At 61.9% G+C, this 18,212-nt stretch carries 22 protein-coding genes and 1 riboswitch; of the genes, 11 read left to right on the forward strand and 11 right to left on the reverse strand.

Translation table 11 applies throughout. The annotated features are described in order from the left end of the window. Nucleotide 1 precedes the first annotated feature (1 nt). From ACK9YZ_RS13235 to ACK9YZ_RS13245, 3 genes are all read left to right on the forward strand, one after another. On the forward strand, nucleotides 2-919 hold the full coding sequence (locus ACK9YZ_RS13235) for a bifunctional helix-turn-helix transcriptional regulator/GNAT family N-acetyltransferase (protein ID WP_416064132.1): 918 nt from the start codon (nucleotides 2-4) through the stop codon (nucleotides 917-919). Nucleotides 920-979: 60 nt separating this feature from the next. Beyond that, a complete protein-coding gene (locus tag ACK9YZ_RS13240) occupies nucleotides 980-1,603 on the forward strand; it encodes a TetR/AcrR family transcriptional regulator (RefSeq protein WP_416064133.1) in 624 nt (207 codons plus the stop codon). 94 nt (nucleotides 1,604-1,697) lie between these two features. Next, the gene (locus tag ACK9YZ_RS13245) at nucleotides 1,698-2,906 is read left to right on the forward strand and encodes an MFS transporter (protein WP_416064134.1); all 1,209 of its coding nucleotides are present in this window, start codon (nucleotides 1,698-1,700) and stop codon (nucleotides 2,904-2,906) included. A 40-nt stretch (nucleotides 2,907-2,946) separates the two neighbouring features. Here ACK9YZ_RS13245 and ACK9YZ_RS13250 read toward each other — a convergent pair whose 3' ends face one another. After that, complete coding sequence (locus tag ACK9YZ_RS13250) at nucleotides 2,947-3,375, reverse strand: winged helix-turn-helix transcriptional regulator (RefSeq protein ID WP_416064135.1); 429 nt, start codon at nucleotides 3,373-3,375, stop codon at nucleotides 2,947-2,949. A 119-nt stretch (nucleotides 3,376-3,494) separates the two neighbouring features. Between ACK9YZ_RS13250 and ACK9YZ_RS13255 the strand changes: the two genes are divergently transcribed. Further along, complete coding sequence (locus ACK9YZ_RS13255; protein WP_416064136.1) at nucleotides 3,495-4,376, forward strand: SDR family oxidoreductase; 882 nt, start codon at nucleotides 3,495-3,497, stop codon at nucleotides 4,374-4,376. 49 nt (nucleotides 4,377-4,425) lie between these two features. Here ACK9YZ_RS13255 and ACK9YZ_RS13260 read toward each other — a convergent pair whose 3' ends face one another. Beyond that, a complete protein-coding gene (locus ACK9YZ_RS13260) occupies nucleotides 4,426-5,178 on the reverse strand; it encodes a pyridoxine 5'-phosphate synthase (RefSeq protein WP_416064137.1) in 753 nt (250 codons plus the stop codon). Nucleotides 5,179-5,625: 447 nt separating this feature from the next. Between ACK9YZ_RS13260 and ACK9YZ_RS13265 the strand changes: the two genes are divergently transcribed. Continuing rightward, a complete protein-coding gene (locus ACK9YZ_RS13265; protein WP_216755133.1) occupies nucleotides 5,626-6,318 on the forward strand; it encodes a MerR family transcriptional regulator in 693 nt (230 codons plus the stop codon). 74 nt (nucleotides 6,319-6,392) lie between these two features. Here the strand turns inward: ACK9YZ_RS13265 and ACK9YZ_RS13270 are convergent, their stop codons facing one another. The 3 genes from ACK9YZ_RS13270 to ACK9YZ_RS13280 all read right to left on the reverse strand — a co-directional run bounded on the left by ACK9YZ_RS13270 (nucleotide 6,393) and on the right by ACK9YZ_RS13280 (nucleotide 9,886). Continuing rightward, entirely contained in the window at nucleotides 6,393-7,520 is a 1,128-nt protein-coding gene (locus ACK9YZ_RS13270) for an ATP-dependent DNA helicase (RefSeq protein WP_183736035.1), read from the reverse strand. Between the two features lie 125 nt (nucleotides 7,521-7,645). Then, nucleotides 7,646-8,425, reverse strand: a complete 780-nt coding sequence (locus ACK9YZ_RS13275; protein ID WP_416064138.1) for an alpha/beta fold hydrolase — start codon at nucleotides 8,423-8,425, stop codon at nucleotides 7,646-7,648. 159 nt (nucleotides 8,426-8,584) lie between these two features. Further along, entirely contained in the window at nucleotides 8,585-9,886 is a 1,302-nt protein-coding gene (locus ACK9YZ_RS13280; protein WP_416064139.1) for a bifunctional folylpolyglutamate synthase/dihydrofolate synthase, read from the reverse strand. 21 nt (nucleotides 9,887-9,907) lie between these two features. Next, nucleotides 9,908-9,988, reverse strand: a riboswitch (ZMP/ZTP riboswitch). A gap of 175 nt (nucleotides 9,989-10,163) precedes the next feature. On the opposite strand from ACK9YZ_RS13280, the gene ACK9YZ_RS13285 reads away from it, so the two are divergent. Genes ACK9YZ_RS13285 through ACK9YZ_RS13295 form a run of 3 tightly spaced genes read left to right on the forward strand, consistent with a single transcriptional unit; the run spans nucleotide 10,164 to nucleotide 11,849 of the window. Then, entirely contained in the window at nucleotides 10,164-10,544 is a 381-nt protein-coding gene (locus ACK9YZ_RS13285) for a hypothetical protein (RefSeq protein ID WP_416064140.1), read from the forward strand. Nucleotides 10,545-10,554: 10 nt separating this feature from the next. After that, complete coding sequence (locus ACK9YZ_RS13290; RefSeq protein ID WP_216755138.1) at nucleotides 10,555-11,070, forward strand: RNA polymerase sigma factor; 516 nt, start codon at nucleotides 10,555-10,557, stop codon at nucleotides 11,068-11,070. After that, nucleotides 11,067-11,849, forward strand: a complete 783-nt coding sequence (locus tag ACK9YZ_RS13295; RefSeq protein WP_416064141.1) for an anti-sigma factor family protein — start codon at nucleotides 11,067-11,069, stop codon at nucleotides 11,847-11,849. Before ACK9YZ_RS13290 ends, ACK9YZ_RS13295 begins: the two co-directional genes overlap by 4 nt. A 131-nt stretch (nucleotides 11,850-11,980) precedes the next feature. On the opposite strand, the gene ACK9YZ_RS13300 is transcribed toward ACK9YZ_RS13295, so the two are convergent. Next, nucleotides 11,981-12,280, reverse strand: coding sequence for a putative quinol monooxygenase (locus ACK9YZ_RS13300; RefSeq protein WP_416064142.1), 300 nt, complete (start codon nucleotides 12,278-12,280; stop codon nucleotides 11,981-11,983). A gap of 18 nt (nucleotides 12,281-12,298) precedes the next feature. Further along, nucleotides 12,299-13,315, reverse strand: a complete 1,017-nt coding sequence (locus ACK9YZ_RS13305) for an NADP-dependent oxidoreductase (protein ID WP_416064143.1) — start codon at nucleotides 13,313-13,315, stop codon at nucleotides 12,299-12,301. Nucleotides 13,316-13,425: 110 nt separating this feature from the next. Here ACK9YZ_RS13305 and ACK9YZ_RS13310 point away from each other — a divergent pair, with 110 nt between their 5' ends. Continuing rightward, on the forward strand, nucleotides 13,426-13,980 hold the full coding sequence (locus ACK9YZ_RS13310; RefSeq protein ID WP_416064144.1) for a TetR/AcrR family transcriptional regulator: 555 nt from the start codon (nucleotides 13,426-13,428) through the stop codon (nucleotides 13,978-13,980). On the opposite strand, the gene ACK9YZ_RS13315 is transcribed toward ACK9YZ_RS13310, so the two are convergent. From ACK9YZ_RS13315 to nthA, 3 genes are read right to left on the reverse strand one after another with little or no spacing between them, the layout of a single operon-like run. After that, entirely contained in the window at nucleotides 13,943-14,356 is a 414-nt protein-coding gene (locus ACK9YZ_RS13315) for a nitrile hydratase accessory protein (RefSeq protein WP_416064145.1), read from the reverse strand. The genes ACK9YZ_RS13310 and ACK9YZ_RS13315 overlap by 38 nt on opposite strands. Further along, nucleotides 14,343-15,002 (reverse strand): nitrile hydratase subunit beta, encoded by a 660-nt coding sequence (nthB, locus tag ACK9YZ_RS13320; RefSeq protein ID WP_216755145.1) that lies wholly within the window; start codon nucleotides 15,000-15,002, stop codon nucleotides 14,343-14,345. Before nthB ends, ACK9YZ_RS13315 begins: the two co-directional genes overlap by 14 nt. Then, a complete protein-coding gene (nthA, locus tag ACK9YZ_RS13325; RefSeq protein WP_416064146.1) occupies nucleotides 14,999-15,634 on the reverse strand; it encodes a nitrile hydratase subunit alpha in 636 nt (211 codons plus the stop codon). Before nthA ends, nthB begins: the two co-directional genes overlap by 4 nt. A 180-nt stretch (nucleotides 15,635-15,814) precedes the next feature. Here nthA and ACK9YZ_RS13330 point away from each other — a divergent pair, with 180 nt between their 5' ends. Then, nucleotides 15,815-17,095 carry an SDR family oxidoreductase gene (locus tag ACK9YZ_RS13330; RefSeq protein WP_416064147.1) on the forward strand — a complete coding sequence of 427 codons (1,281 nt, stop codon included), beginning with the start codon at nucleotides 15,815-15,817 and terminating at the stop codon, nucleotides 17,093-17,095. Beyond that, nucleotides 17,095-17,565 (forward strand): DUF2269 family protein, encoded by a 471-nt coding sequence (locus tag ACK9YZ_RS13335; protein WP_416064148.1) that lies wholly within the window; start codon nucleotides 17,095-17,097, stop codon nucleotides 17,563-17,565. The genes ACK9YZ_RS13330 and ACK9YZ_RS13335 overlap by 1 nt, the downstream gene beginning before the upstream one ends. Here ACK9YZ_RS13335 and ACK9YZ_RS13340 read toward each other — a convergent pair. Further along, on the reverse strand, nucleotides 17,557-18,150 hold the full coding sequence (locus ACK9YZ_RS13340; RefSeq protein WP_216755149.1) for a LysE family translocator: 594 nt from the start codon (nucleotides 18,148-18,150) through the stop codon (nucleotides 17,557-17,559). The two genes, ACK9YZ_RS13335 and ACK9YZ_RS13340, sit on opposite strands and share 9 nt — an antisense overlap. Nucleotides 18,151-18,212 lie beyond the last annotated feature (62 nt).

The following is an 18,212-nucleotide window of genomic DNA, read 5'->3' on the forward strand; positions in this document are numbered from 1 at the left end:
CATGACCGATATTGCCCTCATCGAATCCGCCCGCGAATTCAATCGCTTCTACACGAACTTCCTCGGCCTTCTGAACAAGGCCTATCTCGATACCCCCTTCACGCTGACGGATGCGCGCGTGCTCTTCGAGATCGGCGTCCATGATGGCGTCAATGCCGGCGCGCTCGCCCGCGACCTGCAGCTCGATCCCGCCTATCTCAGCCGCATCCTCAAGCGCTTCCGGGAGGAAGACCTCATCGAGGCAACGCCCGATCCAGCCGATCAGCGCAGCCAGATCCTCACTGTCACCGACAGGGGACGAGCGCAGTTCGAGGAATTCGGCCGCCGCTCCAATGCGCAAATCGCCGCCCGTTTCGAGACGCTGGCCGATGGCGAGCCGGAAGCGGCCGTTGCCGCCATGCGCACGATCCGCGCCATCCTCGATCCGCAGGTACGACCGGCAGCCGCTATCATCCGTTCGCATCGCGCCGGTGACATCGGCTGGATCGTCCAGAGCCAGGGACGCTTTTATGCCGAGGAATATGGCTGGGATTTGCGCTTCGAAGGGCTGGTCGCCGATGTCGCCGGAAAGTTCCTCGCCAATTTCGACCCCGAGATGGAGCATTGCTGGATCGCCGAGCGTGGCGGCATCAATCTCGGCTCGGTGCTGATCACCAATGGCGGCGACGGCATCGCCAAACTTCGCCTGCTCTATGTCGACAAGGCCGCTCGCGGTCTCGGCCTTGGTAAACAGCTCGTCGAAGAATGCATCGCCTTCTCCCGCCGCAAGGGATACCGGCAGATCTCGCTCTGGACCAACGACTTCCTCCATACCGCCCGCGCCATCTATCAGAAGGCCGGCTTCCGGCTTGTCTCCGAAGAGAGACATCGCATGTTCGGCCCTGAGGCCAATGGCCAGACCTGGGTGCTCGATCTCTGATTTTGCTGCGTCGCAGAAATTTTACTTGATTTGGAAACGGTCATTCCCTAATTAGGCGTCATGACCGTTGACACCCTGACACCTGATGTGAAGACCCGCAGCCGCGGCCGCCCGCGCGAGTTCGATATGGACTCAGCCCTCGATGCTGCGCTGCGCGTCTTCTCCGAGCGCGGCTACCACGCCGCCTCCATCAGCGAACTGACCGAAGCCATGGGCCTCGCCTCAGGCAGCGTCTACAAGGCTTTCAAGGACAAGCGCGGCATCTTCCTTGCCGCCTTCAAGCGCTATCGTCAGCTCGGACGCGGCCGGCTGGAGGCGAAGATCGCATCCGTAAAGACCGGGCGCGAAAAAGTCTTCCAGATGGTCATGTATTACGCCGAACTTTCCCATGGCGAAGCAGGCCTCAAGGGCTGCCTCGTCGTCGGCGGCGCGAACGATCTTTCTCTGCTGGACGAGGAAGCGGCAGAGCATGTCGCCGCCGCCTTTTCCGCCGACGAAAGGCTGATGGCCGATCTCATCCGCATCGGCCAGGCCGATGGCACGATTCCGTCGACCGTGGATGCTGATGCCACGGCCCTCACCTTTCTCTGCCTGACCAAGGGGCTGCGCGTCATCGGGAGGACGGGGCGCGGCGAGAAAGAGATGATGGCTGCGGCAGAGGCCGCAATGCGGCTCGTGACCTGACGACCGAAATACCGGCACCCGTTCAAGGATCGGGTGGCGGCAGACGATTAAATTGCATTCAATCCTCCCAATCATTGCCCGACTGGAGTTTCTGATGAGCGTTTCAGCCACCACGCCGGATGCTGCCATGCCCCGCGCCCTATCCCCCTGGCTAACCTTCCTTTTTGCAGCTTCCTGCGGCTTTGTCGCCGCCAACCTCTATTACGGCCAGCCGCTGGCGGGCCTGATCAGCGCCGATCTCGGCTTCTCGCCTGCCGCAACCGGCCTCATCGTCACGTTGACGCAGATCGGCTACGGTCTCGGCCTTCTGCTTCTGGTGCCGCTGGCCGACCTCTTCGAAAACCGCCGTCTCATCCTGACGCTGACTGTCGGCTCGGCACTTGCCCTCATCGGCGCGGCCTTCTCCTCCACGCCATCAATGTTCCTGACGGCCTCGCTCTGCATCGGCCTCGCCTCGGTCGCAGCGCAGGTTCTCGTTCCCTTCGCCGCCAGCATGGCGCCGGATGCCACGCGCGGTCAGGTCGTCGGCAATGTCATGAGCGGCCTGCTCTGCGGCATCATGCTCGCCCGCCCCTTCGCGAGTCTCGTTGCCGAAGCCTCGTCCTGGCATATGGTCTATTACGTCACCGCCGCCGTCATGATCGCACTCGGCGTCGTGCTGCGCGCCAACCTGCCGGTTCGCATCCCGCACACGAAACTGCGTTATGGTGAGCTGCTGGCCTCCATGGGCCATCTGGCGCTGAATTCGCGGGTGCTGCAGCGCCGCGCCCTTTATCAGGCCGGCATGTTCGGCGCTTTCAGCCTATTCTGGACGACCGCGCCGCTGCTGCTTGCAAGCCCGGCTTTCGGCATATCGCAGAGCGGCATCGCCCTCTTCGCGCTCGCTGGCGCTGCCGGCGCCGTCGCCTCGCCGATCGCCGGCCGCCTGGCCGACCGAGGCCTGACGAAGGTCGCCTCAACGCTCGCGATGCTGCTCGGCATGGGTTCCTTCCTCATCAGCCAGTTCGCCACCGACGGCTCGCTGATGGCGTTGGTCCTGCTGACGGCTGCGGCGATCCTTTTGGATTTCGGTGTGACGACCAATCTCGTCTGTGGCCAGCGCGCCATCTACGGGCTGAGCCCGGAACATCGCGGCCGCCTGAACGGCCTGTTCATGGCGACTTTCTTCACCGGCGGCGCCATCGGCTCCGCACTCGGCGGCTGGGCTTACGCAACCGGCGGCTGGACGATGGCTGCCTGGATCGGCTTCTGCTTCCCGGCGCTCGCCTTCCTGTTCTTCCTGACGGAAGGTCGCGAGAAGTAATCAAATCCGAATCAGGCGGCTCGACCGCCTGATCTCTCTTTCATTGCTCTGCATCGAAACGCAGCCGCGCGGCGCGAACCTCATCATGGTTCGCCTCTGCCCAGTTCAACAACTGCGAGAGCGCCGTATAGAGTGACCGCCCAAGTTCCGTCATCCGGTACTCCACACTCGGCGGCTTCGTCGGAAAAACCTCCCGCTCGATATAGCCGTCCCGCTGCAGGTCGCGTAGCGACTGGGTGAGCATGCGCTGGGAAATATCAGGGATCATCCTGCGCAATTCGCCAAAACGGTAGGGCTGCTTGGCAAGCGCTTCGAGAATCAGCGTCGACCATTTGCCACCGATCTGCTGTAACACATCACGAACCGGGCAATTGGTGAAATCCAGGCTGGCAAGGTCGATCTCGCGCCGCGCACCCAGCCCTTCGGATTGGTCTGTTCTCGCTTTCAGATTGACGACTGTTCCGGCCATGAGCTGGTTCCCTTTTGGTAACGAAGTCCCGAAAAACTGCCTTCTTTACAGTCTCGGGTCAATTCCTATTCTAGTGTTACTCTCTTTTTGAGACCAGCTGTCAACCACTAGAGGATACTATGAGCGGAACCATTCTCGTCACCGGCGCTGCGGGCCAACTCGGCCAGCTTGTCGTCCATCACCTGATCGAAAGCTACAAGGTCGCCCCGGCTAGTATCATTGCCGCGACCCGCAACCCGGAAAAGCTCGCTGGTCTCGCTGCCAAGGGTGTTGTCATCCGCAAGGCGGATTTCGATGACGCAGCCGGCCTCGAAGCCGCTTTCGCCGGTGTCGACCGCCTGCTGATCATCAGCACGGATGCGCTCGACACACCCGGCAAGCGCCTGACCCAGCACAAAGCCGCCGTCGCTGCTGCTGCGAAGGCAAAGGTGAAGCACATCACCTACACCTCCATGCCGGCCCCTGATAATTCGCTTGTCACCTTCGCGCCCGATCATCTCGGCACCGAAAACGCCATCAAGGAAAGCGGCATCCCCTACGCGATCGTCCGGGACGCCTGGTATCACGACAACTATCTGCACGGCATGCCGCACAATCTGCAGACCGGAAAATGGTTCACCTCGGCGGGCGACGGCAAGATCTCGACCATCTCGCGTGACGACTGCGCACTCGCCATCGCTTCGGTCCTCGCCGCCGGTACCACCGGCATCTACACGCTGACCGGCAAGCAGTCGCTGACCTCAAAGGAAATCGCCGCCATCGTCACCGAAGCCACCGGCAAGCCGCTGGATGTCGTCAGTGTCACCGACGAACAGCTCGGCCAGGGCATCCGCGGCGCCGGCCTGCCGGGCTTCGTTGCCGACATGCTGGTCTCCGCCGACGCCAATATCCGCGCCGGCAAGTTCGACATCGTCACCGACGACTTCACCAAGCTGACGGGCAAAGAACCGCAGTCGCTGAAGGACTACTTCATCGCCAACAAGGCCGCGCTCACCGCCTGAGCCGGTGTAAAATCCCGCCCTCGCATCCACCGAGGGCGGGCCTCTTCATTCAGATTTTCTGGCCGCAAGCCCGGCAGAAGCGGCGCACCGTCTCCGCCATGCCATATTCGAGTGCGTCGGCCGTCAGCCCGTGGCCGATCGAGACTTCGGCGAGATCGGGAATGCGCTTCACCAGCGCCGGCAGGTTTGCCACCGTCAAATCATGGCCGCCATTGACGGCAAGGCCGAGCGCAATCGCCGCATCCGCCGTCTTGCCAAGCCCCTCGAGAATCGGCCCCGCCCGCTCCGGCGCATCGTAGCAGCCGCCATACGGACCGGTGTAAAGTTCGATTCGGTCGGCCCCCGTCGCCTTCGCGGCCTTCACCGCCTCAGCGTCGCCATCGCCGTCGGCGAACAGCGAAACGCGACATCCCATCTTTTTCAGCCGCGCCACGACATCGGTGAGAAACGCCTGATGCTTGCGGAAATCCCAGCCATGGTCGGAGGTCGCCTGTGAGGGATCGTCAGGCACCAGCGTCACCTGCTCCGGCGCAGCACCAGCACAAAGCGCCAGGAACTCCTCGGTCGGATAACCCTCTATATTGAATTCGGCTTCCGGAAATTCGTCGTCGATCAGGTTGCGAATGACCGGAAGGTCGGAAAAGCGGATATGCCGCTGGTCCGGCCGCGGGTGCACGGTCAGCCCCGAGGCGCCGGCGGCAAGCGCGATGCGCCCGAGCCCTTCCACGCTTGGCCAGGGCAGATCGCGCCGGTTGCGCAGCATGGCGATGGCATTGAGGTTCACGGAAAGTTTGGCGGGCATGGCGAGATCCATCAGCGCTTGAAAAACTGGCCTGCTTTTAAGCTAAGCGGCCCGTCAACGCCAATGAGATTCGCGCATGCATTCATGCCTGCTGGTGATGGCGATGCCCCCGCAGCTGCTAACGTCACACCCCGTACCGGAAACAGTAATTCCCGTTCCCTTGAAAGACCATTCGTCGGCGGCAGTAAACCGTGTGGTGACATCGTACCACACATCCGAAGCAAGAGGTGGATTGAGTGCCATGACATTGCTATCCCATTTAAAAACGGTTATTTTTAGCACTTCTAAAAAAGAACGTCCGCGCATAATGTGGGCGCTGCGTAACGAGTAAGTACGCCGAGTCCTGCTTCTTCCAACGATAAGAACGCTTGAGGAAACCCCACTCGCTGCGCTCCGGAAGCAACTGGCAAACCGCATGAGGTGCAACTAGCTGCCCCAGGAGGGTTCATGCCAGACGGTTCCAAACGTATGTTTGCTGCCGCCGGTATCGCTTCGGAGGCCCGGTCGAAATACCGGTTCCTGCCTTCGGCCGCTTTGCCGCCGGATATCCCACACGGTCCAGTGCCTATCGCCGACATGGCGAACGCTTTCGGCGTCACGCACAGGACATTGCATTTCTATGAGGAAAAGGGCCTGATTTCCGCAAACCGCATCGGCCTGATGCGCGTTTACGATCAGGATGACATCATGCGCATGGCGGTCATCACCGTCTGCCGCGAAACCGGCATGCCGATCGCCGTCATCCAGGAATTGATGGACGTTCTGCGCGGCGCGGCCTCGCAGGAAGAGGCTGAGTCGATCTTCCACGAGGCGCTCTCCCAGCGCAAGCGCGAGTTGACGGCTGAGATGTCGACTTTGCATCGGCAGCTGCAACAGGTGAGCGACCTTCTCGATTACGACAGCAGCCTCGACCTGCCGCCGATCAACGACAATAGGGATCCGGCAAGCCTGACCGATCAGGAGCGCCAATGCCTGGAGCTGATGGCCGAGGGATATTCGACGCAGCGCATCGCCCGCGCCCTCGACCTCAGACATGAGGAAACGCGCGCGCTGGAAGCCGACATCATCATGAAATTCCAAGCCAACAACCGCTTTCAGGCGATCGCCAAGGCGGTTCTCCTCGGCATCGTGCAGGCTTGATTCTCCCCACACCGGCTGCGGCCGCCACCGCATCTGCATGGCAGTGAACGCCAATCTCCAACGAACGCCAGACCTTAGCGGACGATCGTCAGCGTCTCTGCCGCGCGTGTGATCGCCGTATAAAGCCAGCGCTCGCGCGTGTCACGGAAGGCCCAGCTTTCGTCGAACAGCACGACATTGTTCCACTGCGAACCCTGCGCCTTGTGCACCGTCAGCGCATAGCCGTAATCGAACTCGTCATAGCGCTTGCGCGTGTTCCAGGGAATCTCGCCTTCCACATTCTCGAAGGCCTGCTTCAGGAGCTTGATCTTCGCAGCCCCCCGATCCATGTCGTCGTCTTCAGGGCGGACCAGCAGGTTGATGCCGGGCTTCGTCGTTTCCTTGGACGAGGTCATGACCTGCCAGAGCGAGCCGTTGAGCAGGCCCTTGGCCGGGTCGTTGCGCAGGCAGACAAGCTTGTCGCCGGTCTGCGGATGTTCGGTCGTAAACCCTTTGAGTTCACGCAAGCGCTGGTTATAGCGTCGCCGCGTCTTGTTGGTGCCGACGAGCACCTGATCGGCATCCATGACCAGCGGCTGCGTCACCTCGTTCTTCGAGATCACCTGCGCCGTGCCGTAGTCGCCATACATGATCTCGTTGCCCTCACGCACCTGCATGGCAAGCTTGATGATCGGGTTGTCGCGTGCCTGCCGGTGAATATCCGTCAGCAGGTAATCCGGCTCCTGATTTGTGAAATAGCCGCCGCCCGACACCGGCGGCAGCTGGCCGGGATCGCCGAGCACGAGGATCGGTGTGCCGAAGCTCATCAGGTCCTTGCCGAGCGCCTCATCCACCATCGAGCACTCGTCGACGATGATCAGCGCTGCCTTGGCGACCGGGCTCTGGCGGTTGATGGAAAACATCGGCGCAATCGAGGTCTTGCCGGTTTCCTCGTCTTCCACCTCTTCCTCGCCGCGCGGCCGGTAGATCAGCGAATGGATAGTCTTGGCATTCGATGCGCCGCGCGAGCGCAGCACCTGTGCGGCCTTGCCGGTGAAGGCGGCAAACAGAACATCGCCATCAACATGCTCGGCAAAATGCTTGGCAAGCGTCGTCTTGCCCGTTCCGGCATAACCGAACAGACGGAAGAGCGGCGACCTGCCCTCCTTCAGCCAGTTCGAAACGGCCTTCAGGGCTTCATCCTGTTGAGGGGCGAATTGCATGGCAGCGACTTGGCAGGATTCGCATCGCATAGGCAAGGCAGAAATTCACGTCAAACGCAGACGTGCCGGAGCGAAAATCTCCGGCACGCTTTATTCGCGCTGGCTCCAGTGAGCAGCATCATCGCTTACTTGCTCGCAGCCGCCTCTTCGATCAGCTTTGCGACCTTGTCGGGATGCGAGACCATCACGACATGGGATGCGCCCGATACCACGACCGTGTCCTTCGAATGCGCGCGGTCGGCCATCCACTGCAGAGCCTTTGCCGGAATGTTCTTATCTGCATCGCCATAGACGAAATAGGCCGGGATCGTCTTCCAGGCTGCCTTGTCGGTTGCCTCGTTCAACGCCGCATCGGTGATCGGGCGCTGAGTTGCCGCCATCAACTTGGCCTCGTCTTCCGGCACATCGGCGGCGAACTGATCATGGAACTTGGCCTGATCGATATAGAGATCCTTGACGCCGCCATCGAGCGCAACGGGCTCGGCAAGCGCGGATGCCAGAGTGCCGCCGGGAAATTTGCCCGACAGTGCCGCAGCCGTTTCCCCACTATCGGGTGCGAATGCGGCCACGTAGACCAGCGATTTGACGTTTGTTGCCGAAGATGCAGCCTCTGTTATCACCGAGCCGCCATAGGAATGGCCGACGAGCACAACAGGGGTTTTGACGCCCGCAACGACGCGCCTGATATAATCGCCATCAGACTTGACCCCGCGAAGCGGATTGGCAGCAGCGACCACCGGGTAGCCATCCTTTTCGAGCTTTTCGATGACGCCGTTCCAGCTCGACGCATCAGCGAAAGCGCCATGCACCAGAACCACCGTCGGCTTCGCATCTGCCGAAAACGAAGGAGAAGCCATCGCGGCTACCGCACCGGCAACCAGTACAATCTTCAGAAAATTACGCATGTTGTGTTCCTTTCGAGTGCCAATGCCAAGATCAATAATGCACAATTTGATTGCGTACAATAGAAATAGAATGCACGAAGGCTTCACTCTTCCGTGAGACTGAAATTTCAGGATCGCAAGCCGACCGAGGATGATCGCAATCGGCCCTATTTCGCGCCGCTAGCCTTTCGCGGCTTCCCGAATGATCCGCTCGCGTAGAACCCCAACGAGATAAAGCGACCCCGTGAGGATCACCCAGGCGCCGGTGGCGGCAGCCTGCTCACGCGCCTTTTCATAAGCCTTCTGCGGATCCTCGATCACGTCGCTGGAAAGACCGATCTTATCGGCAAGCTCTCGCAGTTCGGCAGGCGAACGGAAACGATCCGAAACCGAGGTGAAGATCGGCGAGACACCGTAACGGCTCATCACTTCGAGGAGCCCGGCGGCATCCTTATCCGCCGCAATCGCAACGACTGCGATACCCGGTCCGGCAAACCCCTCCATGCCGGAGAGATCGTCGAGCACAGCTTCGAGATTGAAGGGCACATGCGCCCCGTCGAGCGCGACGGCAACGCGCCTCTCCGCAACGGTCACGACGAAGCGCTCCAGCCGCCCCGGCAATTGCGATTCCTGCTCGGCCGCCTTGTCGATCAGCCATCCGCCGACCGTCCGGCCGTCCTTCGCCTCCACGCCAAGTTCGCCCAGTATGTCGAGTGCGGCGTCAGCAACCGCGACATTGCGCTCTGCAATCGTCTTCAGCCCGGAAAAATCCGGCCGGATAAGCCGCGCTTCGATTTCGGCAGCGCGCTTGGCAATGACCGCGCCCGCCTTATCGTCGGCATCAAGCGGTGTCACGACCGTCGAATGAGGCTTGATGATGCCGGCCTTTTCGAAGGCGATGGCGGCGCGCGTCTTGCCCAATATCTCCGTATGTTCGAGGCCGATATTGGTGATGATGGAAACGTCGCTCGCTACGATATTGGTGGAATCCAGCCTCCCGCCGAGACCCGTCTCGACCACGGCCCATTTTACGCCCGCATCCCGAAAGATCAGGAAGCCGGCCGCCGTCAGCATATCGAACCATGTCGCAGCCTCTGCCGCTGTCCCTTCCGTCCTTGCGGCGCGCAAGGCATCGAGAGCCAGGAAGAGCGCCTCGGCCAGCACGGCCTCCTCGACCGGCCGGCTGTTGATGCTGACACGCTCGGAAATATGCTCCACATGCGGCGAAGCATAACGCCCGACGGAAATGTCGGCATGGCGCAGGCCAGCTTCGAGCAGTGCCGAGGTCGAGCTCTTGCCCTTGGTGCCCGCCACGTGGATCGAGCGGAAGGCGTGGTGCGGATTGCCGAGACGGGCGGAGAGATCAATGATCGGCTCCAGTCCGACGCGCATTTCGCCGCGCGGGCGCTGTTCCCAGTTGGTAAGCTGATCAAGTTGCGAAAGGGCTTCGATAAGGCGGGGGGTCTTTATCTGCATGGGCATGGCACACGGCTACTTAGGTTACTTCTATGCCCAGGCGAGCGGCATCGGCAACCTGCGCTTCCCGATGGTTCCCCATCTGTCTCGCCAGTCACGCAGGCGGGTCGACACTAGCATATTCCGAGACCCTGCCTAGCCTTCGAAGCGTCATCGAAACCACTCCGCCGCGACCACATGCGGGATCTGAGGATCGGGAAAAAGAAGCGGGAATAAATCGGCAGCCTGCCGTGTCTCATGTCCGGTATCGCAAGAATGCGTGCCTAACCCGAGGAGAGAGACCATGAAGTCCGTGAAATTCCTGTCCGTGCTGGCGCTCGTCGCTGCCACCGCCACCGCAGCCTTCGCCGCCCCCGCCGTCACCACCGTCGAATCGGCCAAGGGTAAGGTTCTTGCAGGCGAAAAGGGCATGACGCTCTACACCTACAAGAAGGACGAAAAGGGCGTCTCGAACTGCTACGACAAGTGCGCCACCAACTGGCCGCCTTTCCTCGCCGCTTCCGACGCCAAGGCCGATGGTGCATACTCGCTCGTCGAACGCAAGGATGGAAAGAAGCAGTGGGCCAAGGACGGCATGCCGCTCTATTATTGGGCGAAGGACATGAAGTCCGGCGATATCACCGGCGACGGCGTCGGCGGTGTCTGGGACCTCGCAAAGCCCTGATGAGGCAAGTGTGAAGACGCCCCTACCCGATACGTTCGAGGGCCAGATCCTGGCCCTCCTTCCCTCGCTCCGGCGCTATTCCCGCAGCCTCACCCGCTCGGATGCCGAAGGCGAGGATCTGCTTCAGGATTGCGTGGAAAAGGTTCTGGCCCGGCGCGGCCAGTGGCGCGGAATCAATCTGCGCGGCTGGGTTCTGACGACGATGACCAACCTCTACCGCAACACCCGCCGGGCGAGCCCCCGCGACCGGCTGGTCGAGCTCGATGCTGCCGAGGAAATGGCCAATCCCGATAACCAGGCCGATCCGCTGGAGCGTCTGCGGCTGGAACAGGCCCTCGCCAGCCTGTCGGAAGAATACCGCGCCGTGCTGATGCTCGTCGTCATCGAGGGTTACAGCTATCATGAAGTGGCAACCATGCTGGACATCCCGATCGGCACCGTCATGTCGCGCCTGTCGCGCGCACGCCAGCGCATGGGCGAACATATGAAAGCCGACAACGTGATTACGCTTCGGAGACCGAAATGAACGAGACCAACACCACCGTGACCGAAGCGGACCTGCACGCCTACGCCGATGGGCAATTGCCGGAGGCCGCTCGCCCCCGCGTGGAAGCCTATCTCGCCGAAAACCCCGAGGACGCCGCCATGGTGGCCGGCTGGCGGACGCAGAATACCGACATCAAAAGCCTGTTTGCAGGCTATGAGAAGAGCCGCGACACCGATCTCCAGCTGGTGACACCGACAGAGCCGGCCTCTCCCTGGAAAATGCGCTCCGCACTCGCGGCTGCCGCCGTCGCGCTCTTTGTGCTCGGCGCCGTCAGCGATCGTTTCGTCCCGCCGCTCTTCGAGCGTCCACCGCTGCAACTGGCCGAATCCGAAACCCTGCCGAAACAGGCCGAAACCGCCTTCCTCGTCTATGCCAGCGAAGTGCGCCACCCGGTCGAGGTCTTCGCCAATGAGGAGGCGCATCTGGCGACCTGGCTCGGCAAACGGCTGGCGATCCCCGACCTCAAGGTACCGGATCTCAAATCTCTCGACTTCCACCTCGTTGGCGGCCGCCTGCTGCCGGTCGATGGAAGGCCGGGCGCCATGTTCATGTATGAGGATCAGGCAGGCGAACGCCTGACCGTCATCGTCGGCCGCAACAAGGAAAACAGGACGACGAGCTTCCGCTTCGCCTCCGCCAAGGACATCGAGACCTTCTACTGGATCGACGGCGAACTCGGCTATGCGGTAACAGGCGAAATCTCCCGCGACATGCTGCGCAAGGTGGCGGAGGAATGTTATCGGCAGTTCCCGTCCTAGAGCAATTCCAGCAAAGCGAACAACGGTCTTGCATCCGGAATTGCGTCGAACAAAGAGATAGCCCGGCTTCGTGTTTCGAAGAAAAACGGAAACACTCTATGGCGGGAACTGCGAGGCAGGCCAGCCTGCGTTCAGCCGATAAGCGGCCGTCCGCTCAAAACCTCATATTCGTGGAGATCACTTTTCATCTTGTCCTTCCAGGCCGTCAGGAACGCCAGCGTCTCCCTTTTCTCGATATGGGCGGCCAGCGCTTGCCGATCCTGCCAGCGCTGAGCGACCACGAAACGTCCGGCCGGCCCGTCATCCGGGGCTATGTTGTAAAACAGGCACCCTTTTTCGGCCTTCGTGCTGCTGCTGATTGCCCTGATGTCGGAAACGAACGCGTCGACATCTGCCGGATCGAGGTCGATGTAACCCATGATGACAAGCATGATTGCCGAGCCTCCTCTTCACACATCGACCGTCAGGACGATCTTGCCCTGGATATGCCCCCTGGCGGCCCGCTCATGCGCCTTGCGCGCATCCGCAAGCGGATAGGCGCTGTCGATGACGACACGGATCGTCCCGTCATTGAGCAGGCGTCCGACTTCCGCCAGTTGAGCTCCGCTGGAACGGACCTGGGTCGCCGAAACCGTGACACCGCGCTTGCCGGCCTCCGTGACATCGGCAAAGCCGAGGGGATATACCGGGAACAACGCCCCGCCACGCTTCAATACGCGCAGGAAACGACCTGTTGTCGAACCACCGACCGCATCGACGACAAGATCGATGTCACGCGCGGTCTCTTCGGGCGGCGTCCTGGTGTAATCGATGAATTCATCGGCACCGAGTTCCCTGAGTAATGACTCATGCTTGCCTGATGCCACGGCAATAACATGCGATCCCTTCAGCTTCGCGAGCTGCACCGCAAAGTGTCCTACGCCGCCGGCGGCGCCGTTGACGAGAACCGTCTTGCCCTTGAGCGGCACCGGCTCGTGCCTGCTCGATTGAAGTGGGTTCGGTTCATCATGTCCGAGCTCGATCATGAATTGCCACGCCGTCAACAGCGACATCGGCGCTCCAGCGGCATGTACGTGATCGATGCCAGCAGGCTTCAATGCGAGTTCCGAGACCGGCACGCTGACATATTCCGCATAGGCCCTGCTCTCTGCGACGCTGAAAAAGCGGACCATGGAATAGACTTCGTCGCCGACGGAGAATTCGCGGACATCATCGGCAACCGCCTCGACGACACCAGACACATCCGTGCCCAGGATGATCGGGAATGGCACCTGCGGCCGCCATTCCGGAGGAAGCGCCCTGTAACCATCGCGCAGATACCAGTCGGGAGGATTGATCCCTATGGCGTGAACGCGAACGAGCACCTCCCCCGGTTTCAGTTCAGGCTTCGGCGCATCCTCGTAACGCAGCACGTCGGGACCGCCGAACTCGTGGATCCGGATTGCTTTCATCGTTTCGCTCGACATTACTTTCTCCATCAAAATACATATGCTACCAATTTGGAGCACTGCCCCGCTACAAACGGAGCACTGCCCCGTTTATAAATGGAGCGCTGCCCCGCTTGTCAAGAGGTGATATGAGAGCCGACGCAAAAAAGAACTATGATCACATTCTCGCGGTCGCCCGTGAGATGCTGACGGGGGATGGTGCGAATGCATCGCTGCGCGACATTGCGCGCAAAGCGGAAGTAGGAGACGGAACCTTGCACCGTCACTTCCCGACCCGGGAAGCACTGCTTGAAGCCTTGCTGCGCACCAGTTTCGAGGATTTGGCGCGACGGGCGAGCGAACTCGAACAATCGGACGATCCCGGCAATGCACTCGTGACGTGGCTGCGCGAGGCGACCGCGATAACCCACAATTACAGCGGCGCTATTGCCTCGATGGTTTCCGCAATCGCTGACGAGAATTCCGCGCTTCACACGTCATGTGTGATGCTGCGCACAGCCGGTGCACAGCTTCTTCGACGCGCCCAGACGAAAGGCGCGGCGCGAATGGACATGGACGGCAACGACCTGTTCGCTTTGATAAGTGCGCTGGCGTGGCTCGCCGAACAGCCTCCGCTCGTGCCGCGCGCGGATCACCTGTTCGACATCATCTCAGGTGCGATCCGGACGAATGAACGGCAGTAGCTGCTTGGCCTAGCGGATCGTTGGCAAGTTCGATCGGCTTGCCATGCGGTGTCGCCTCTGCCGCGCGCTGCCAGCTCTTCTGCAGGTCGAGGATCACGGCGGCATCCGCCACGCCGTGGCTGACGAGCAGATCGGAAAGTGCCGCCACCCAGCAGTCGAAATAATCGCTGCCATCGTCCGCCCGTCCAGGCTTGTGCAATTCCTTCGACAGGGTTTCGGCCCATTCGCTCCAGGCAAAAAGCCCCTTCGAATGCAAATGCACGGTCATGGCGAAAGCTTCGGCCGCCCAGGGCTCGGGAAAGACAGGATCACCCTGCGGTGACTTCGGCAGGCCGGGCAATTGCGCCAGTTCGGACGGCACCTCACACGTGCTCAAGATAGCTCTCCCATGCATCGACTGACACCGTCAGCGACGGATCGGCACCCTCGCCCCAGATCTCGGCTCCGTCGAAGACCACGGTATAGAGCCATTGCGGGTTCTCGCCCTTGCCATGGGCATTGTCATCGGGAAAGACGAAAGAGCCCTGCACCGCCTCGACGACACCCATCTTGGCGCGCGCGTAACGCGGCAGCCGCGTATGGGTCGTGGGATTGAAATTCTTCGTCTTCACTCGCTCGCCGACGACGAAGAGCGGCGCACTCTCCACCGGCCGGTCGCATGGCGCCCCCTTGGCGAGCACGCCGGCCACCATATCGGCCTTCAGCACCCGTTTCGGAACCGCGCCATCCTGCAGTTTGTGGCCGGACAGCAGCTCCTCGCGGCTCGCAAAACCGTGGCGTTCCAGCAGCATGTCGATGCCGCGGATCCAGACCTCGTAGTAGCTCGCCGCAAGATAGTCGGCCGGCGGAATGCTCTCGCGCGCATGCCGGCTCTCGTCGATCGTCCAGGCGCCGAAGGCGCCGCAGGACAATGTGATACCAAGCGCCCGCTTCTCCCATTCGGCATGGAAATAGGGCTCGTTCACTTCGGGCGAGACCGGCCCGAAGCCCATCTGCCCGCCGAGATCGTGTGGGCCGTTCATGGGGTGACCTCCGGCCTGCCAGCTATCGCCGTTCCGATCATCGCATCGCGGCTGACGAGATCGGCAAGCGCCTCCTCGTCCAGACCCTCGGTGCCCTCCGGCCGCTCGGGAATGACGAGGTAGCGCAGTTCCGCCGTCGAATCCCAGACGCGGACCTTCTTGCTCTCAGGCAGCGTCACCCCGAATTCTGCCAGCACCCCGCGCGGATCGATGACGGCACGCGAGCGATAGGCCGGCGCCTTGTACCAGACCGGCGGCAGGCCGAGCACCGACCACGGGTAGCACGAGCAGAGCGTACAGACGACGAGATTGTGCGTGTCAACCGTATTGAAGACGGCACGCATATGCTCGCCCTGCCGGCCAGTATAGCCGAGGCTCGCAATGGCCCCCGTCGCGTCCCGCTTCAGCCATTCGGCAAAGTCGGGATCGCTCCAGGCTTTAGCAACGACACGCGCGCCATTCCGCGGCCCGACCTTCGTCTCATAAGTCTCGACAATCGCGTCGATTGCCGCCGGATCGATGAGCCCTTTCTCCGTCAGCAGCGTCTCCAGCGCTTTCACGCGCGCCCGCATGTCGGAATAGTGGTTGTCGTGGTGATGATCATGGTGATCGTCGTGGTCATGGTCGTGCAATGCTATGTCCTCCTCGCTCGACGGCCTGAAGGGTGGAATCCCCTTCCCCCGCTCGGGGAGAAGGCGGATGAGGCAACGCCGTCCCCTCTCTCGAAACACTTCGCCCATCGTTCTAAACATATGCCACAAGCCCGCCAAGCCCTTCCGAGACCTTAAACCTTTTGCGCTACGCTCGCTGTCATGAACATCCTGATTCTCGGCGCAACAGGTTTTATCGGCTCCGTCGTCGCGGCACGTCTCGCCGCCGAGGGCCATGTCGTCAGCGGCCTCGGACGAAATGCCGCCCGCGCAGCACGCAGACAACCCGGCATCCGCTGGCATCGCGCCGATCTCTCCCAGATGACGCGACCCGAAGACTGGCGCGACATCCTCGATGGCAAGCATGCCGTCGTTAATTGCGCCGGTGCCTTGCAGGATAGCCTCGCCGACGACCTCTCGGCCACCCAGACCGAGGCCATGCTTGCCCTTTATGCCGCCGCAAAACCCGCCTCGACTCTAATTATCCAGATCTCCGCCCGAACGGATGGCGCCGGCAGCGACCTGCCCTTTCTCGCCACCAAGCGTGTTGCCGATAAGGCGCTTGCGGCATCCGGCCTGCCTTACGTCATCCTCCGCCCGTCCCTCGTGCTCGGTCGCAACGCCCATGGCGGCACCGCACTTCTGCGCGCACTCGCATCCTTCCCGCTTGCCCTGCCGCTCATCCATGCCGATAGCCCAGTCGAAACCGTCGCCGCCGAAGATGTCGCCACCGCAGTCTCAGCCGCGATTTCCGGAACGCTGCCCTCCGGCAGCGACATCGAACTGGCCGCCGAGGAGCGGCACACGCTCGCTGATCTCGTCAGGCTGCACCGCGCTTGGCTCGGCCTGCCGGATGCTCCGGTCCTTTCCGTCCCACCGGCGGTGGCAAGGCCGGTCACATGGCTTGCCGATATCGCCGGCCATCTCGGCTGGCGCTCGCCGCTGCGCTCCACCGCCATGACCGTCATGTCCGAAGGTGTCAGCATGAACCGCCGGACGCCGTCAGGCCTTCCCGCCCTCTCGGCCGCCGCGACGCTCGCCGCCAATCCCTCGGGCGTTCAGGACTTGTGGTTCGCTCGCCTCTATCTCCTGAAGGCGCCCATCATTGCCGGCCTGTCGCTCTTTTGGCTTCTCTCCGGCCTGATCCCGCTTCTGGCTCCGAGCCAGGCGAGCGCCCACTTCCTGCCCTTCATGCCCTTGAGCGCCGCGATGGCGCTGACGATGACAACCTGCCTGATCGATGTGGCGCTCGGCGCCGCTGTGCTCTTCCGACCCTTTGCTCGCCGCGCCATCATAGGCATGCTCGCCGTCTCCCTCGCCTATCTCCTGGGCGGCACGGTGCTGGAGCCCGCCCTCTGGCTCGATCCGCTCGGCCCGCTCGTCAAGGTGCTGCCGTCCCTGCTGCTGACGCTTGCAGCCCTTGCCATTCTGGATGAACGCTGATGCTCGCCGAGCTGCTGCTTCTTGCCCATGTGGTCGGCGCAACCGTGCTCTTCGGCACCGGCGCCGGCATCGCCTTCTTCATGGTGATGGCCCACCGCACCCGCGAACCCGCGCTGATCGCCCATGTCGCCGGCACGGTCGTCATCGCCGATACGATATTCACGGCCACAGCGGCCATCCTCCAGCCGGTGACGGGCTATCTTCTCGCCCGCATCATCGGCTGGGACCTGACCGAAAGCTGGATTGTGCTGTCGCTGTTGCTCTATGTCGTGACCGGCATCTTCTGGCTGCCCGTCGTCTGGATCCAGATCCGGCTGCGCAATCTGGCGCGCACCGCCGCCGCCGCTGGCACGACCCTGCCGCCGGCCTATTTCAGCCTCTACCGCATCTGGTTCGCCTTCGGCTTCCCGGCCTTCTTCGCCGTACTCGGCATTCTCTTGTTGATGCTGACCAAGCCGACGCTATTTTAGCATCGGCCAGAGGCTGAGCACGAGCAGCACCGCCATCGTGATATTGAACCATTTGAGCCTTGCCGGATCGGACAGCCACTCACGCAGCGCCGAACCAAAGCCTGCCCAGGTGGAAACGGAGGGCACGTTGACCGCCGCAAAGGCGAGGCCGACGAGCAGCACGCTGATCATGTAGAGCTGCGGGTTGGTGTAGGTCGCCATGGCCGTCACCGCCATGACCCAGGCCTTCGGATTGACCCACTGGAAAGCTGCAGCGCCGAGAAAGGACATGGGCTTCACCCCACTCTTGCCTTCGCTGAGGGAACGCGACGTCGCGATCTTCCAGGCGATCCAGACGAGATAGGCTCCGCCGGCAAATTTCAGCGTGATATAGACCGCCGGCACCGTATGCAGCAGCGCGCCGAGCCCCAACCCCACGCCGAGCAGCAGAGACAGGAAACCCGCCCCGATGCCCAGCATATGCGGGATAGTGCGGCGGAAGCCGAAGTTCACACCCGAGGCGAAGAGCATCATGTTGTTCGGCCCCGGCGTGATCGAGGTCGTGAAGGCAAAAAGCAGCAGTGCCAGAAACGTATCCAGCGGCATGAAACCTCCCCACACCGCGCTTGTCGATGATGCGGCGGCCTATTGGATTTAGGTCAGCTTAA

It is taken from the genome of Rhizobium sp. ZK1, from assembly GCF_047782645.1.
GTDB lineage: Bacteria > Pseudomonadota > Alphaproteobacteria > Rhizobiales > Rhizobiaceae > Rhizobium.